This is a genomic window from Bacteroidia bacterium (genome assembly GCA_039924845.1).
GTDB lineage: Bacteria > Bacteroidota > Bacteroidia > DATLTG01 > DATLTG01 > DATLTG01.
On the sequence record JBDTAC010000028.1, the window covers coordinates 21,349 to 37,616 of the forward strand.

Genomic DNA, 16,268 nt, shown 5'->3' on the forward strand with positions numbered 1-16,268 from the left:
AATAATTACTGATTTTATGTCAAGCGAAGCAACAGTTCACAGTCATGAAAAGCCCTCTGGATGGGGCGGAGGCGTATCTCCATTAGGAGCAAGCTATGGAAAAATGTTTATGTGGTTTTTCCTCGTATCCGATGCCTTAACTTTTTCTGGATTATTATGTGCGTACGGATTTATGCGCCATAAATATCCTGATGTATGGCCTATTCCGGGTAACGTATTTAACGAATTTCCATTTGTACATCATCCACTTCCATTGGCGTATGTGGGTTTTATGACATTTGTCCTCATTATGAGTTCTGTTACCATGGTACTTGCCGTTGAAGCAGGACAACGACTTCAGAAAAAAGAAGTGATGAAATGGATGTTTTTAACCATTATCGGTGGATTGATTTTCGTGGGCTCCCAAGCTTGGGAATGGTATCATTTTATTACTGGTCCTGAAAATGGTGTTACGAAAACTGTTTTTGAAAACGGTGCTTGGCAAACCATTATGATACACGGCGCCAATTTGCATCACAATCAATACGGCTTACCCGTTTTTGCTGATTTCTTTTTCTTCATTACTGGATTCCACGGATTTCACGTTTTTAGTGGTGTTGTCATCAACACTATTATCTTCTTGAATGTTTGGAAAGGAAGATATGAAAAACGTGGACACTACGAAATGGTTGAAAAAGCTGGATTGTACTGGCATTTTGTGGATTTAGTTTGGGTATTTGTATTTACCTTCTTTTATCTGTTATAAAAATAATTTTTCAAAAATAGTGTCTATTAATTAGCTAATCATTTAACACCAAAAAGATATGTCAGAATTTCACGATGATTTTCCAGAATACGAAAAACTTGCTCAACACTCCGAAGAAGAAGGTCAAATAATTAGAAAGACCTTATGGAAAGTATTTTGGGTATTGCTCGTTGTAACCATTATCGAGTTATCCGTAGGTATTTATAACGAACATTTCAGCGACTTAGCACAGAAAATAATTTTCATTTTCTTCACTGTTTTTAAAGCCTATTACATCGTTTACAGTTTCATGCACTTAGGCCACGAAGTAACGCCAATGCGAAGAATAGTGCTTGTGCCGTACATGGTATTTATCTTGTATTTGATTACATTGATTATCATCGAAGGTTCTTATTGTATGAAACATCGTGAGCCGAGCGATAAAGCAAATCTGATAGAAAAAACAGCGGCTGTAAAAGAGTAAATAAAAATTTAAGTTTTGTCAAAAAAAGGACTTTTGATAGGCGGAATATTATTATTCCCACCCGTTTTATTCATCTTATTATCTACTGGAAAAACGAATTTTATTCGACTCGGTTATTTCGGGACAAAAACTCCTCATACAATTACTATTAATGGAAAAGAAAAAACGGACACTGTTTATTACAGTGCTCCGCCTTTTAATGGCATCAATCAATTCGGAGATTCCGTTTCAGAAAAAAAATTTTTGGGTACCATTTATATCGCTGATTTTTTTTACACGAATGGAGGAAAAAACGAAACTGCTTTAGCTGCCGAAATGCAACGAGTTCAGGAACAATTTAAAGGCTACGATTCTATTTTATTTATTTCTTTTTCTATAGATCCTTTGCGAGACAGCGTTTCGGCGCTTTCTGCCTTTGCAAAAAAAGTGCATGCCAATACCAAAACTTGGAGTTTTATTCGCGGTGATCAACAAAAAATGTACGCGCTTCAAAAAGATGGTTATTTACTTTCTGTAAAAGATTCCGATGGTTTTTCACTTAGCAATAAATTGGTTTTAGTAGATAAAAGCAAACACATACGCGGTATTTATACAGGAACAAGCGTTACTGATGTAAATCGCTTAATTGACGAAACACACGTGTTAATTGATGAGTATTTTGTCCATCGAAAACCAAAAAAAAACGCACTCGATGACTGATAAAAAAATTTTACGATTCATTTACGTCATTTCTGCAGTCGTTTTTTTATTAGTAGCTATTTTATTCGCCTTACCAAAAGCCAATCACATTCCAGAATGGATAAAAATTTTACCGAAATTAAATGCTTGCCTCAACGGAACTTGTTTCGTGCTTTTATTATTTTCCCTCTATTTTATCAAACAAGGAAAAATACACATTCACAAAGTAATTAATTTAACTGCTTTTTCACTTTCTGTGCTGTTTTTGCTTTCCTACGTTTTGTTCCATTCATTTGGTGTGGAAACGCGCTACGGAGATCTCAATCACGATGGTATTTTGGATGCAGCAGAAATGCTTCAAGCCGGAAATATTCGCTACGTTTATTATGTGATTTTAATTACACATATTTTGTTGGCAGCAGTTGTGCTTCCTTTGGTATTAATTTCTTTTTTCAGAGGACTGAGCAATCAAATTCCGCAACATAAAAAAATTGTGCGCTGGAGCTATCCCATTTGGCTGTATGTAACCTTTTCCGGCGTAATTGTTTACCTCATGATTTCTCCTTATTATAGTTTTTAAGAAGTGAACTATTTTCTCTTCAAAAGATTATTTTTTTGAAAGTGGATTTTCCTAAAAAAAAGAGGTTCGAAAAATTAATTTTTCGAACCTCTTTTTTTCGACATAAAAACTTATGTAACTATTTCAGATAATTAAAATCGTGGTTCTTTTTAATATTTTGCAAGGTCTGAAAAATAAGTTTTATCACATTTTCCACATCGTCTTTATGAACGCTTTCAACAGTGGTGTGCATATAACGCAAAGGCAATGAAATCAATGCAGAAGCAACGCCCCCAATAGAATATGCAAATGCATCGGTATCCGTTCCGGTTGCTCTGGAAGCAGCTGCGCGCTGAAACGGAATTTTATTTTTCTGCGCAGTATCAATTATCAATTTCAATAAATTATTTTGAACAGCCGGTCCGTAAGTTAAAACGGGTCCTTTGCCGCAATGTAAATCTCCACTTGCAATTTTATTCAACATCGGAGTTTGTGTATCATGACACACATCTGTAACAATCGCCACGTTCGGTTTGATACGTTGTGTAATCATTTCGGCACCACGCAAACCAACTTCTTCTTGAACAGAATTAGAAATATACAATCCGAAAGGCAATTTTGTTTTTGTTTCGTGCAGCATACGCGCTACTTCTGCAATCATAAAACCGCCCATGCGGTTATCCAATGCACGACCCACATAATAGCGATCGTTCAATACCATAAAAGTATCTTCGTACGTAATTACACAACCCACGTGAACGCCCAATGCTTCCACTTCTTTATCGGTGATACAACCGCAATCTAAAAAAATATTTTTTAAAGTTGGAGCTTCTTCTTTTGAGGCATCGCGTGTGTGGATAGCGGGCCAACCGAAAACTGCTTTCACGATTCCTTTATCTGTATGGATATTTACACGTTTCGAAGGCGCAATTTGATGATCGGAACCACCGTTTCTGCGTACATAAATAAAACCATCTTTGGTGATGTAATGTACAAACCAAGAAATTTCATCGGCATGCGCTTCAATCACCACTTTGTATTCCGCTTTCGGATTAATAACACCTACAGCCGTTCCGTAAGTATCTACAAAATGTTCATCTATATAAGGCGAAATATAATTCAACCAAATTTTTTGTCCTTCCGCTTCAAAGCCTGTAGGAGAAGCATTGTTCAAGTATTTTTCTAAAAAAGTATGCGATTTTGCATTCAAGATAGAACTTGATTTTGTCGTTTTCTTTGCCATAAAAATTTGATTTAAAAATCAAAGGTAAAAAAAAGAATGAATCTGTTATTTTGGAAATTTTAAAGTGGTAAAATGAGCTTTGAAAAAATATTTTTTCGAAGCTCATTAATTGGTATCAGATGTGCCGTCATTCTGAACTTGATTCAGAATCTGTGTAAGGAAAACTCTTCTTTCCTTTGTCTTACAAACAAATGAAAGAAGAAACAAAAATTCAAGGCTTGGATTCCTCATTTCATTTTAGAAATTCCATACCGAAAAAATATTTTTAAAAGCGCTACCTTCGTTTTTTATATTTTTAGTTAAATTTCAAGGATGATTATTTAAAAAATAAAACAATGAAAGAAATTTGGAACGAGCGTTATGGTGCAAAGGAATTCGCTTATGGCGAAAAAGCTAATGAATTTTTGAAAGAGCAGCTTATTAAATTTCCTGTTGGGAAAATTTTATTTCCTGCGGATGGAGAAGGTAGAAATGGTGTTTTTGCGGCAACGCTCGGCTGGGAAGTTCACGCATTTGATCAAAGTATTGAAGGAAAAAAGAAAGCATTTCAGTTGGCAGAAAAAAATAAAGTTGAAATTAATTACGAAGTTGGAGAGTTTCAAACGCTCAGTTATCAAGCCAATCAATTTGATGCTATTGCTTTAATTTATGCTCATTTCCCTGCCGATAAAAAATCAGACTATCATAAAATAATAACGACTTACTTAAAGCCTGGCGGGATTATTATTTTTGAAGCTTTCAGTAAAAAACATTTAGACTATAATAGTAAAAATCCAAAAGTTGGCGGTCCGAAAGACATTGCTACTTTGTTTTCTATTGATGAAATTAAAACTGATTTCAGTAATTTTGAAATGATAGAATTAGTTGAACAAGAAGTTGACTTAAATGAAGGATTATACCACATTGGAAAAGGTTCGGTAATTCGATTTGTTGGACGAAAAAAATAATTTTCAGCTTTGCAACAATGACATTAAAATCACTAAATAATTTAACAAAATCATTTGGCAACAGCGATAAAACACCTGTTTTATTTCTCGGACACGGGAGTCCGATGAATGCAATAGAAGAAAATGAATTTGTTTCCGGCTTCCGAAAATTAGGATCAGAATTGATAAAACCCAATGCTATTTTGTGCATTTCGGCTCATTGGGAAACAAAAGGAACCTTTGTTACGGCAATGCAACATCCAAAAACAATTCATGATTTTGGTGGATTTCCCAAAAAACTTTTTGAAGTGCAATATCCAGCACTTGGAAGTCCTGAATTGGCAAAACAAACAAAAGAAATTATTACGAAAACAACTGTTGGTTTAGATGAAAATTGGGGACTCGATCACGGAGCCTGGAGTGTACTCAAACATCTTTATCCAAAAGCAGATGTGCCTGTTATTGAAATGAGTATTGACTATTCTCAACCAGCACAATATCATTTTGAATTAGCAAAACAATTATCTGTTTTAAGAAATAAAGGTGTATTAATTATTGGTAGCGGAAATATGGTTCACAATCTGAGATTAGTTGCTTGGGATAAATTAGAAGGACAACCTTTCGCTTATGATTGGGCAATAGAAGCGAGTGAAAAAATGAAAACGTATATGTTAAAGGACGACTTTGAAAAGTTAATCCATTTCCAATCACAAGGAAAAGCTTTTGAATTGGCAATTCCAACACCAGAACATTATTTACCTTTAATTTACGCATTGGCGTTGAAGGAAAAAAACGAAGAACTAACATTTTTTAATGATAAACCGATTGGCGGTTCGCTATCAATGACTTCGGTGAAAATTACTCCTTCTCGTTAAGCGTTATATATCGCTACGCTTTTATTAATAGGTATTTTGCGAAATGTGTTTAGTAAAAAATATTTTTTGAACTTACGAACTTCTAAACTTACAAACTAAAAAAATCAATCGTTCAAATCCAAACTCGTGGTATCTTTTGTTTCACTAAGGACATTAAGTAAATTGCGAGAAGCATTAATACACCAATTGATATGATTGCTCAATACAATAATCGTACTTTTATCACTCAATCGGCGAATAAAAACGCAATTATAACCGTGCCACCAACCGCTGTGAAAAACTACTTTTCCTTCGTCGGTTTTTAAAATCCGCCAACCGAAACCATAATTTTTATCTCCTCTAAACTCCTTGCTATAAGGCTGAAAAGCATCTTGTAACGTAGATTGTTTAATCAGTTTATTGGTGTACAATGCCTGATCCCATTTAAACAAATCGCCCAAATTGGAATAAATTCCTTTGTCGCCCACTACTCCATCCAAATAATCAAAACCTGCTTTGCGTCCGTTTTTATCGTAGCCTGTTGTGGGATTCGGAATCAGCGTGTCGTTCGGCAAATTAAAAACCATTGTATTGCGCATTTGCAAAGGATCGAACACATTTTTCTTCATAAAATCTGCAAACGGCATACCAGAAACTTGCTCTACAATAGCCGCCAATACACAATATCCAGTATTACTGTATTGAAAACGACGATTGGGTTTAAAATATTTTTCGGGCTTGTGTTGCGTCATGAGATGAATGACATCCATGTTGGAAATAGCGCCGGTTCGGCTGGTACAATATTGATCGCAGAAATACAAATAATTGGGCAAACCTGAACGATGCGTCAACAACATTTGTACGGTAATTCCAGGATATGGAAATTCAGGAAAAAATTTCTGAATGGTATCTGAATAATCTAATTTTCCGCGCTCTTTCAACATCATAATCGCAACCGCTGTAAATTGTTTTGATACGGAACCCAACTGAAAATCGGATTGTATTTTTAGAGAATCTTTTGTTTTGCGATCGGCGACGCCAAAAGAATTTTCGTACAAAATTTGTCCTTCTTGCGCTACAAGCACATCACCGTTAAAATGATTTTTTTGAGAAAGTTTTGTAAAAAAAGAATCTATTTGATGTGTTTTGTCTTTGGCATCTAATTTTTCGAGTAATGCACTAACTGTATCTTTTGGTTGCGAAGCCGCAACCATAGTATTCGCTGGACTATAATTAGCTACCGATTGTTGCACGTTATCCCGTTGATTGCAAGATAAAGCAACAGCAAAAACACCAATGATGAGATATGATTTTTGCATTCTTACATTTTAAAATCGACCAAAAGTGCACATTTGATCGGATAATTAAAAGTCTTTTTTTTTACAATTATAAACAGTGCATTTTTAATAAATAAAAAAATCCTACCAAAATTGATAGGATTTTTTCAAAAACGTTTCCGTTTAAAAATAATTTTATTTTTTCTGTTTTACAACAACAACAAGATATTTAGAAGCGCTCCAAAAAGATTTATAATCTATAATATTTAAGGTATCCACTTTAGCGTTTCCTGTAATTTTATAAGATCCAGAAGGATGAACGGTTACAATATTTTCTATTTTACTATACATCGGAATCGCTGTATTTTTAGTGATGTCGATTTTTGTAAAATAATCTTTATTGAAATCCGATTTCAAAGTTTCTGTTCCACCGATGCCAACTATTCCGCCAGATTTCACAATAATTCCTTGTTTTTTCAATTCTTTTGCGGTTCCAAAAGCGTAATAAGCAGTGTTAATTACTTGTTTCTCTTCCTGAATTTCCGCCACACTGTCGCTAAATTGTTTCATCAAATCTGTTAATGAACTGTTTGCTTTCGATAATTGATCTTTCAACGAATTAATTTCATCGTCTTTCTCCGACAACTGTTCCGTCAAATGTTCAATCATTTTTTGTAATTCCTCATTTTTGCTATTAGAACTTTTTAATCTTTTACGTAAATTATAAATTTCTCTTTTGTTTTTTATCATCAAATCGTTGATGGCTTTTATTTCATCCACAATCTCGTCTTGCTTACTTTTCGCAGTTTCTCCGTCTTTCGAATTCAGAGTAACAATTTTTTCCTTTTCCTTTATTTTATCCAAATTATCTTCAATCACATTAAAGGAATTGACAAAGGCTTTGTTGATAGAATCCTTTGTATTCACAGATGATTCTAAATTTTTATTGGCTTCACTCAAGCTATCTGCCAGTGGATTGGAGCCGCTTCCGCCACCTTTGCAAGCGTGTAAAAAGGGCATTGCGAGTAATACAACGATTGCGATTTTTTTCATGTTTTTGAGTTTTGAATTTTTTTTGGGTTGGGTTTTGAAAAATTATTTTCGACAAAAGTACTAAAATATTCGACGGTATATATACAGTGCGGTGCTTTTTACGAAATATTGTATTTGAAAAATTATTTTTTCGAAGGCTTTTAAAAGCCTTCGAAAACGCCCAAGCCAAACAAGGCGAAATCATATTTCACAGGATCTTTCGCGTCTAATAGTCTCAAAAAAGCATCCAATTCTTTGACTGCTTTCCAATCGTCTTGAGAGCGTTTGAGAATGTTTAATTTACGCGCCACATTGCCCGAATGTACATCCAAAGGACAAGATAATTGACTCATTTTAATTTTATTCCAAATCCCGAAATCCACGCCACATTTATCTTTCCGAACCATCCAACGCAAAAACATGTTGAGACGTTTCGCAGCAGCATTCTTTTCGACATTCGAAATGTGTTTTTCTGTCCTTTCGGGATGAGGGATTTGAAAAAATAATTTTCGGAAGCCGATAATTGCGTTCTCCAAATCTTCATCTGTCTTTTTTAAATTTTTTACAAACGCATTTTCGAGTCCTTGATGCTGTTGATAAATGTTTCGAAGCGAAACTATAAAATAAATAAGATCCATTCCGTTAAATGTTCGATGCACAAATTTTTCCAACATTTTTAATTCATTTTTCTGCGCGGACATCACAAATTGATGTGGCTCCAAATCCATTAATTGCATTAATTTATTGGCATTATTAATAATAATGCTACGCTTTCCCCAAGCAATGGTAGCAGTTAAAAATCCTGAAATTTCAATGTCTTCCTTCTTCGAAAAAAGATGTGGAATGCTGATAGGATCACTTTCAATAAAAAAGGAGGCATTGTATTTTTCCACTTTTTCATCCAAAAAAGATTTTAATTCGTTAAAGTTCATAGGATAATAATAAAATTTGACTTTGCGATATTTTTATAATACATTTATAATCAGATTCTTTTCTTTTAAAAATAATCTTTCTAAAACTCCAAAATTATGAAATACTTACACCAAATCGTAAAGGCACACGAAGGCACGGTGGTTACGGTAAAATTTGATAAACCAGCAAAGATAATGCTCTTGCATCATTTCGATTTTTTAAAATATCAAGATCATCACACGCACCGCTACATGGGCGGACATACAGAAAAATCACCCGTTCTATTTACTATTCCTGCCGATGGAACTTGGCACATTGTTATTGAATTGGGCAGCTATTTTAAGCCGATGCATATAATTGCTTCCGTAGAAACTACGACTAAAAAGAAATAAGAAATTTGATTCAATTGTGTTTCAAAAAAATATTTTTTTGAGAGCGTTTTTCATCCTCAACTAATTCTGCATATTTAATTATCTTTGCAAAATATTTTTTAAACACAAGAGTTATGCAATTTCAATTATCAGAAGAACATTTAATGATTCAAAAAGCGGCACGAGATTTCGCTAATGATGTATTAAAACCAGGCGTAATAGGACGTGATGAACATCAAAAATTTCCTGCGGCAGAAATAAAACAATTGGGAGAATTAGGTTTTCTGGGAATGATGGTTGATCCGAAATACGGAGGTGGCGGAATGGACGCAATTTCGTACGTGTTGGCAATGGAAGAAATTTCAAAAATTGACGCATCTGTTTCAGTAGTAATGTCAGTAAATAACTCGCTTGTTTGCTGGGGTTTGGAAACATTTGGAACAGAAGCACAAAAACAAAAATACTTAACGCGTTTAGCAAAAGGCGAAATTATCGGAGCGTTTTGTTTGTCGGAACCGGAAGCTGGATCGGACGCTACTTCGCAACGCACAACGGCTGTTGAAAAAGACGATTGTTATTTATTGAATGGCACAAAAAATTGGATTACCAACGGAAGTTCTGCTTCTGTTTATCTCGTTATCGCGCAAACACATCCTGAAAAAGGGCATCGCGGCATCAATGCTTTTATTGTTGAAAAAGGAATGCCCGGATTTGTAGTTGGACCGAAAGAAAATAAATTAGGAATCCGCGGAAGCGACACGCATTCATTAATGTTTACTGATGTAAAAGTTCCGAAAGAAAATAGAATTGGCGAAGATGGATTTGGATTCAAATTCGCGATGCAAACCTTAACTGGCGGACGCATCGGAATTGCTTCTCAAGCTCTCGGAATTGCAGCAGGAGCTTACGAATTAGCGTTGGCCTATTCCAAAGAGCGGAAAGCATTCGGTAAACCAATTTCAGAACATCAAGCAATACAATTCAAATTAGCCGACATGGCAACGGAGATAGAAGCCGCGCGCTTATTGTGTTTGAAAGCAGCTTGGCTAAAAGACAGACATTTGGATTATGGCGCAGCAAGCGCAATTGCAAAAGTTTTTGCATCGAAAGTGGCGATGTGGGTAACAACGGAAGCTGTTCAAATTCATGGTGGATATGGCTATGTGAAAGAATATCACGTGGAACGTTTAATGCGTGATGCGAAAATAACGCAGATTTACGAAGGTACTTCCGAAGTACAAAAAATCGTTATTTCTCGATCCGTTTTAGCTTAGTTTTAATAGAATTTTTGACGCTCGAAAAAATATTTTTTTCGAGCGTTTCTTTTTACCTCTAATTCGTAAGTTTGTCTGTGCGAAAATTCAGTACTCATACTTTACAAAATGTTCCGGAGTTTAAATTAAAACTCTTACAATGGGCGCAGCAATTCGATAAAGTATGTTATTTAAATAGCAACGATTCTCTAACAAAAAATTATTCTTCATTTGATTTTAGTCTTGCCGTGGGCGCTGTTGCAGAAATTACTCCTTCGCAAGGCGAATGCTTTAATGCATTACAGAAGTTTCACGACGAAAAAAAAGATTGGCTTTTCGGATTTCTATCTTACGATTTAAAAAATGAAATAGAAGACTTAACTTCCAATAATCCTGATTTTTTGGGCTTTCCCCTACTCCATTTTTTTCAGCCAGAATTTATTTTTATACTCGAAAAAAATATTTTGAAAATTGGATTTTTGGAAAATAATTTTTCGGATAAAAAAGTGGCTGATTTGTTCAATGAAATTTCAGCTCTTCAAAAAAATAATTTTTCAAAGAATGAAAAGCAACTCGAAATAAAATCAAGAATAAATCGCGAAGAATATTTAAAAACGGTTCGAATAATTCAGCAACACATTCGCAGAGGCGATGTTTATGAACTTAATTTTTGTCAAGAATTTTATGCAGAAAATGCACACATAAATCCGACAGAGATTTATGAAAAGCTAACTAAAATTGCTCCTAATCCATTTTCTGTATTTTATAAATTAGAAAATAAATATTTGCTATCAGCAAGTCCGGAAAGGTTTTTAAAGCGTATTGGAAACCAACTAATTTCTCAACCAATAAAAGGAACTATAAAGCGCGGTGCGAATGAACAAGAAGATGAAGAATTGAAAAAGAATCTTTTCAACGACCAAAAAGAACGCAACGAAAATGTGATGATTGTAGATTTAGTTCGCAACGATTTATCACGCATAGCATCTCGCGGAAGCGTAAAAGTGGAAGAACTTTTCGGCATTTACACATTTAGTTATTGGCATCAAATGATTTCGACAATAAGTGCAACTGTTTCTGAAAAAGTAAATTTTACGAAAATTTTAAAAAATACTTTTCCGATGGGCTCGATGACTGGCGCGCCAAAAATAAAAGCGATGCAACTAATTGAAGAATTAGAAAGTACCAAAAGAGGTTTGTATTCTGGTGCTCTCGGATACATTACGCCTTCCGGAGATGTTGATTTTAACGTGGTTATTCGAAGTATTTTGTACAATGAAAAAAATAATTATTTATCGTTTATGGCTGGCGGAGCTATTACTGAAAAATCAATGCCAGAGCAGGAATACGAAGAATGTTTATTGAAAGCAACAGCGATGTTTGAAGTGCTAAAATAAACGTTTCAAATAATTTATATCTTTACCAAATGTCGTTTATTGTTTATAAATCTTCTGCTGGATCGGGAAAAACGTTCACTTTGGTGAAAGAATATTTACGACTTGCATTGCTTGATAATACAGTACCTCCAACGTCTTACAGAAAAATAATTGCCATCACATTTACCAATAAAGCCGCTTCCGAAATGAAGGAGCGCGTATTGAAAACATTAAGAGAATTTTCGCTTAGCGATGAAAATAAGATTTCCGAAAGTTCCAAAATGATGCTTCAATTATTGTGTGAGGAAACCGGATTAAAAGTGTCGGAAATTAATGAGAAATCAACACTTTTATTAAAAAGTATTTTACATAATTATTCTGATTTTGGCATCAGTACTATTGATAGTTTTGTGCATAAAATTGTACGCGCCTTTGCACGCGATTTAAAACTTTCAACTGATTTTGAAATCGAAATGAATGATGAAAAAATTCTTTCGCTTGCCGTTAATAAGCTCATTAATAAAGCTGGGACAGACGATTTAATTAGTAAAATATTGCTTGATTTTGCAGAAACAAAAGCGAGCGAAGAAAAAAGTTGGCACATCGAAAAGGACCTATTACAATTTTCAAAAAAATTATTTCGAGAAAATGATTTAGTCTTTATTGAAAAATTAAAAAATACCCCGCTCGAAAATTTTTTTTCGATCAAAAAAAAGATTGAATTTGACATTAAAAAGTTTGAAAATTCACTCCAAGAAATAGCACATTCAGCTTTTAAATTAATCCAAGAAAAGCAATTAAATGAAGATGTTTTTTATTATAAAAACAGTGGAATTTATGGCTATTTCAAGAAATTATCTGATAAAAAAATTGAACTTGATAATTGTGAACCGAACAGTTATGTAACGAAAACAATCGAGCAAGACAAATGGTTTTCAAATACTGCAAAACCAGATGAAAAAATAATTTTTGAATCCATAAAAAATAAAATTACGCAAGCGTATTCAGAGATTCAAGAACTCATTAAAAGGGATTTAGAAACAATTTTCTTATACAGTTTGTTGCAAAAAAATATGTATTCCATGGCTTTGCTGAGTGAAGTGGAAAAATTATTGGAAGAAATAAAAACAGAAAATAACATTGTGCATATTTCTGAATTCGGAAAAATTATTTCGAAAGAAATTTCCGAACAGCCAGTTCCTTTTATTTATGAACGTTTGGGAGAAAAATATACGAATTACATGATTGATGAATTTCAAGATACTTCCGTCATTCAATTTCGGAATTTATTGCCTTTATTTGAAAATTCCCTTTCTGAAAATCAGTTCAACATGCTTGTCGGCGACGGGAAACAAGCTATTTATCGCTGGCGCGGAGGCGATGTAAAACAGTTTTCTGATTTGCCGCACATTCAGCATGAAAATATTTTATTGTTAAAGCAGCGCGAAAAAGCCTTGATAAGAGGTTACGAGGAACGTTTTTTAAAGAAAAATTTTAGAAGTAAAAAAGAAATTATTCAGTTCAACAATGATTTTTTCAAAACACTTTCCACTACTCTTTCTGAGAATTATCAAGGTGTTTATAAAAATTCAGAACAAGAATTTGACGAAAAAAACGAAGGTGGTTTTGTGTCGATCGAATTTCTGAAAAAAGAAGAAAAAACGTTTGACGAGTTAAATTTGGAGCGCATATATGAATTGATTTTGCAACTTCAAGAACAAAAAATTCCGTTCAGCGAAGTGGCGATATTGGTTCGGAAAAACAAGCACGGAAGCCTCATCGCGCAGTATTTGAATGAAAAAGGAATCAACATTATTTCGTCCGATTCTCTTTTATTAAAAAAATCTAGCGACGTAAATTTTATTTTTTCAACACTTAATTATTTACAAAATTCGAACGATACCATCAGCAAAACAAGTATGTTGTGTTATATATTGGAAAAGAATTCGAAAAATAATTTCCATGAAACTATTTCAAAAACTATTTTTTCAGAAGCAAATTTTTCTCATTTTTTATCGGAAAACGGATTCGATTTAAACCGAAATTTTCTCCTGAAATTACCTTTGTATGAATTGTGCGAAGAGATTATTCGTCAGCCAGGTTTTATTGCAAAAAATAATACTTACGTACATTTTTTTCTGGAAGAAGTTTTTACATTTTCGATCCAACAAAATGCCACAATTGAAGCATTTATCGAAATGTGGGAAGAAGAGCAAAATCAGCCATCCATAGTTGTTTCGGAAGGAAGCGAAGCCGTAAATATCATGACAATTCATCATTCGAAAGGCTTGGAATTTAAAGCCGTTATTTTTCCTTTTGCAAATTGGAATTTGAGCGAAAACAAAAATGAAATTTGGGTAGATATCGACGAAAAAAATAGTTTAGAAGGTTTGTCGGCAGCGATTCTTCCGGTTTCTCAAAAGCTTGAAAAAACAGCTTATGCAGAAAATTACATCGAAGAAAAAAATAAAATTTTACTCGATAATTTGAATCTCGTTTATGTTGCTTTAACTCGCGCTGAAAAAAAACTTTTTGTACTTACTTCTTCTGGTAAGGAAAACGTAAAAGAAATTAAAAACATAGCAGATATGTTTTCATATTATTTACAGCAAACAAACCAATGGCAAAGCGATAAAACCGTTTATGAATATGGAAATTTCATCTCAGAAAATGAGGTTCAAAAAAATAATTTTTCAAACGACTTGTATCCGATTCCTTCATTCAATACTCAAAATTGGCGTGAAAATATTAAAATAAGAACCAGTACAAATGACAATAATAACAGAAAAAATTACGGAATTGCGGTGCATTATGCGCTTTCGAAAATTAAAACGCTAAACGATATTCCAGAAGCAATAAAAAAATTAGCAACAAAAGCCTTGCTATCGAAGGAAGAATTAGAGATCCTCGAAGAAAAATTAAACAGAATGTTGCAACTCCCGCACGTAAAAATATTTTTTCAAGAAGGATTAACTATTAAATCCGAAATGGAAATTATTTTGAGAAATGGTACTGTTTATAGACCAGACAGAATCATTTTAGAAAAAGGCAAAACCATCGTAATGGATTATAAAACAGGTGAAGTATCGGAAAAATACGAAAAACAAATTGAAAAATATGCCGATGCTTTAACGGAAATGGGTTACAAAAACATCGAAAAATATATTTTTTACATCGAAAAAGAAACGATGGAAAAAGTATAATTTAATTTTTGTTTAAAGTCTAACGAGAAATTATTTGCTTTTCTAAAAAATAAAGATTCTATTTGTATAGCTGATTATCAATTAATTAATTTCAATGATGTCAAAAATTACAACCCTGCTCTTGTTTTTAATCTTTAGCACTCAACTGAAGGCGCAAGTTTTTTGGACGGAAACTTTTAATAACAGTTGTACAGCTGGTTGTGATGTTAGTTTTTATGCTGGTACAAATGGCGCATGGACAGATAATACTTCATTAGGTGCAAATGCAGCACAAGCCAATCGTTGGTATGTAAGTTGTGCTGAAAATGGGCATACTGCGGGAGTATGTGGCACGGGCTGCAAACCTGCCAGTGCCACGGCAACACTTGCCAGTTTGCATATTGGCGCCCATGATGGTTTTGTATTAGACGCAGGAGCTTCTTACGATGCAGGAGGATTGTGTGGCTTGGGCATTTGTGTTAAAACAGATAAGCGAGCGGAATCACCCACCATTAATTGTACAGGATTAACAGGCATTACACTCGCTTTTGATTACATAGAAAATGGACAAGCCGGTTCCGATTATGCAACCGTTTGGTATTATGACGGAACTACTTGGACACAAATTGCTACTCCTGCACAAACAGTAGTTTGCGGAAGTGGACAAGGACAATGGACAGCTTATTCAATTGCTTTACCAGCAAGTGCCAACAATAATGCAAATGTAAAAATTGGTTTCCGTTGGGTAAACAATGATGATGGTTTAGGTACCGACCCTTCTGTTGCGATAGACAATGTAACCTTAAGTGCAGCCAAAGGGCTTCCCATTAATTTAATAGATTTCACAGGTAATTGTGTGGATAATACCGTTACACTTAATTGGAGTACCGCCAGCGAAACCAATAATAATTATTTCAGCATTGAACGTACAACAGATGGCGCAACTTGGCAATTGGCAGGGAAAATAAGAGGAGCAGGCAACATTACCGAAATAAAAAATTACACATTTACAGAAATAAATCCCGCATCGAACGCTCCTCTCTATTATCGGCTTAGCCAAACCGATTTTGACGGAGATTCGCGTTCTTTTAACGAAATAAATATTACGTGTACCGGCACTGATGAAAAAAATATTTCCATTTATCCGAATCCTACTTCAGGAAGTTTTAATTTAGAATTTGCGAATGGGATGGAAAAAACGGTTCAGAACATAAATGTTTATACTGTTTTAGGACAAATTATTTTTCATCAAGCTGTTGCCGATAAAAACATTCAGGAACTTCAAACAATAGATTTATCAACTTACTCTCAAGGAATTTATTTCTTAGAAATTCGAACCTTGAGCGGAATCATTACAAAAAAAATCATTATAAATTAGAGTTGGCAATCTTTGAAAG

General features: G+C 34.1%; 15 protein-coding genes. 11 read left to right on the forward strand and 4 right to left on the reverse strand.

Translation table 11 applies throughout. The features are described from left to right. The first annotated feature begins 16 nt into the window (after positions 1 to 16). From ABIZ51_03290 to ABIZ51_03305, 4 genes are read left to right on the forward strand one after another with little or no spacing between them, the layout of a single operon-like run. Positions 17 to 745 carry a cytochrome c oxidase subunit 3 gene (locus tag ABIZ51_03290; protein MEO7087800.1) on the forward strand — a complete coding sequence of 243 codons (729 nt, stop codon included), beginning with the start codon at positions 17 to 19 and terminating at the stop codon, positions 743 to 745. Positions 746 to 803: 58 nt separating this feature from the next. Then, positions 804 to 1,208, forward strand: coding sequence for a cytochrome C oxidase subunit IV family protein (locus tag ABIZ51_03295; protein MEO7087801.1), 405 nt, complete (start codon positions 804 to 806; stop codon positions 1,206 to 1,208). Positions 1,209 to 1,223: 15 nt separating this feature from the next. Continuing rightward, on the forward strand, positions 1,224 to 1,907 hold the full coding sequence (locus ABIZ51_03300) for an SCO family protein (GenBank protein MEO7087802.1): 684 nt from the start codon (positions 1,224 to 1,226) through the stop codon (positions 1,905 to 1,907). Further along, on the forward strand, positions 1,900 to 2,466 hold the full coding sequence (locus ABIZ51_03305) for a DUF420 domain-containing protein (GenBank protein MEO7087803.1): 567 nt from the start codon (positions 1,900 to 1,902) through the stop codon (positions 2,464 to 2,466). The genes ABIZ51_03300 and ABIZ51_03305 overlap by 8 nt, the downstream gene beginning before the upstream one ends. 118 nt (positions 2,467 to 2,584) lie before the next feature. Here ABIZ51_03305 and ABIZ51_03310 read toward each other — a convergent pair whose 3' ends face one another. Further along, a complete protein-coding gene (locus ABIZ51_03310) occupies positions 2,585 to 3,688 on the reverse strand; it encodes a M42 family metallopeptidase (GenBank protein ID MEO7087804.1) in 1,104 nt (367 codons plus the stop codon). 335 nt (positions 3,689 to 4,023) lie between these two features. On the opposite strand from ABIZ51_03310, the gene ABIZ51_03315 reads away from it, so the two are divergent. Both ABIZ51_03315 and ygiD read left to right on the forward strand, forming a co-directional pair. Further along, positions 4,024 to 4,635: a class I SAM-dependent methyltransferase gene (locus ABIZ51_03315; GenBank protein ID MEO7087805.1), complete on the forward strand. Its 612-nt coding sequence runs from the start codon at positions 4,024 to 4,026 to the stop codon at positions 4,633 to 4,635. A gap of 17 nt (positions 4,636 to 4,652) precedes the next feature. Further along, a complete protein-coding gene (gene ygiD, locus ABIZ51_03320; protein ID MEO7087806.1) occupies positions 4,653 to 5,489 on the forward strand; it encodes a 4,5-DOPA dioxygenase extradiol in 837 nt (278 codons plus the stop codon). A 104-nt stretch (positions 5,490 to 5,593) separates the two neighbouring features. On the opposite strand, the gene ABIZ51_03325 is transcribed toward ygiD, so the two are convergent. From ABIZ51_03325 to ABIZ51_03335, 3 genes are all read right to left on the reverse strand, one after another. Next, positions 5,594 to 6,787 carry a serine hydrolase domain-containing protein gene (locus ABIZ51_03325; protein ID MEO7087807.1) on the reverse strand — a complete coding sequence of 398 codons (1,194 nt, stop codon included), beginning with the start codon at positions 6,785 to 6,787 and terminating at the stop codon, positions 5,594 to 5,596. A 153-nt stretch (positions 6,788 to 6,940) separates the two neighbouring features. Continuing rightward, the gene (locus tag ABIZ51_03330; GenBank protein ID MEO7087808.1) at positions 6,941 to 7,798 is read right to left on the reverse strand and encodes a hypothetical protein; all 858 of its coding nucleotides are present in this window, start codon (positions 7,796 to 7,798) and stop codon (positions 6,941 to 6,943) included. 140 nt (positions 7,799 to 7,938) lie between these two features. Further along, a complete protein-coding gene (locus ABIZ51_03335) occupies positions 7,939 to 8,709 on the reverse strand; it encodes a TIGR02757 family protein (protein MEO7087809.1) in 771 nt (256 codons plus the stop codon). Positions 8,710 to 8,805: 96 nt separating this feature from the next. On the opposite strand from ABIZ51_03335, the gene ABIZ51_03340 reads away from it, so the two are divergent. From ABIZ51_03340 to ABIZ51_03360, 5 genes are all read left to right on the forward strand, one after another. Then, positions 8,806 to 9,081: a DUF1883 domain-containing protein gene (locus ABIZ51_03340; protein ID MEO7087810.1), complete on the forward strand. Its 276-nt coding sequence runs from the start codon at positions 8,806 to 8,808 to the stop codon at positions 9,079 to 9,081. A 113-nt stretch (positions 9,082 to 9,194) separates the two neighbouring features. After that, positions 9,195 to 10,334 carry an acyl-CoA dehydrogenase gene (locus tag ABIZ51_03345; protein MEO7087811.1) on the forward strand — a complete coding sequence of 380 codons (1,140 nt, stop codon included), beginning with the start codon at positions 9,195 to 9,197 and terminating at the stop codon, positions 10,332 to 10,334. 77 nt (positions 10,335 to 10,411) lie between these two features. Further along, complete coding sequence (locus ABIZ51_03350) at positions 10,412 to 11,710, forward strand: anthranilate synthase component I family protein (GenBank protein MEO7087812.1); 1,299 nt, start codon at positions 10,412 to 10,414, stop codon at positions 11,708 to 11,710. Positions 11,711 to 11,739: 29 nt separating this feature from the next. Continuing rightward, complete coding sequence (locus ABIZ51_03355) at positions 11,740 to 14,892, forward strand: UvrD-helicase domain-containing protein (GenBank protein MEO7087813.1); 3,153 nt, start codon at positions 11,740 to 11,742, stop codon at positions 14,890 to 14,892. A 97-nt stretch (positions 14,893 to 14,989) separates the two neighbouring features. Further along, positions 14,990 to 16,249: a T9SS type A sorting domain-containing protein gene (locus tag ABIZ51_03360; GenBank protein MEO7087814.1), complete on the forward strand. Its 1,260-nt coding sequence runs from the start codon at positions 14,990 to 14,992 to the stop codon at positions 16,247 to 16,249. Positions 16,250 to 16,268: the final 19 nt, after the last annotated feature.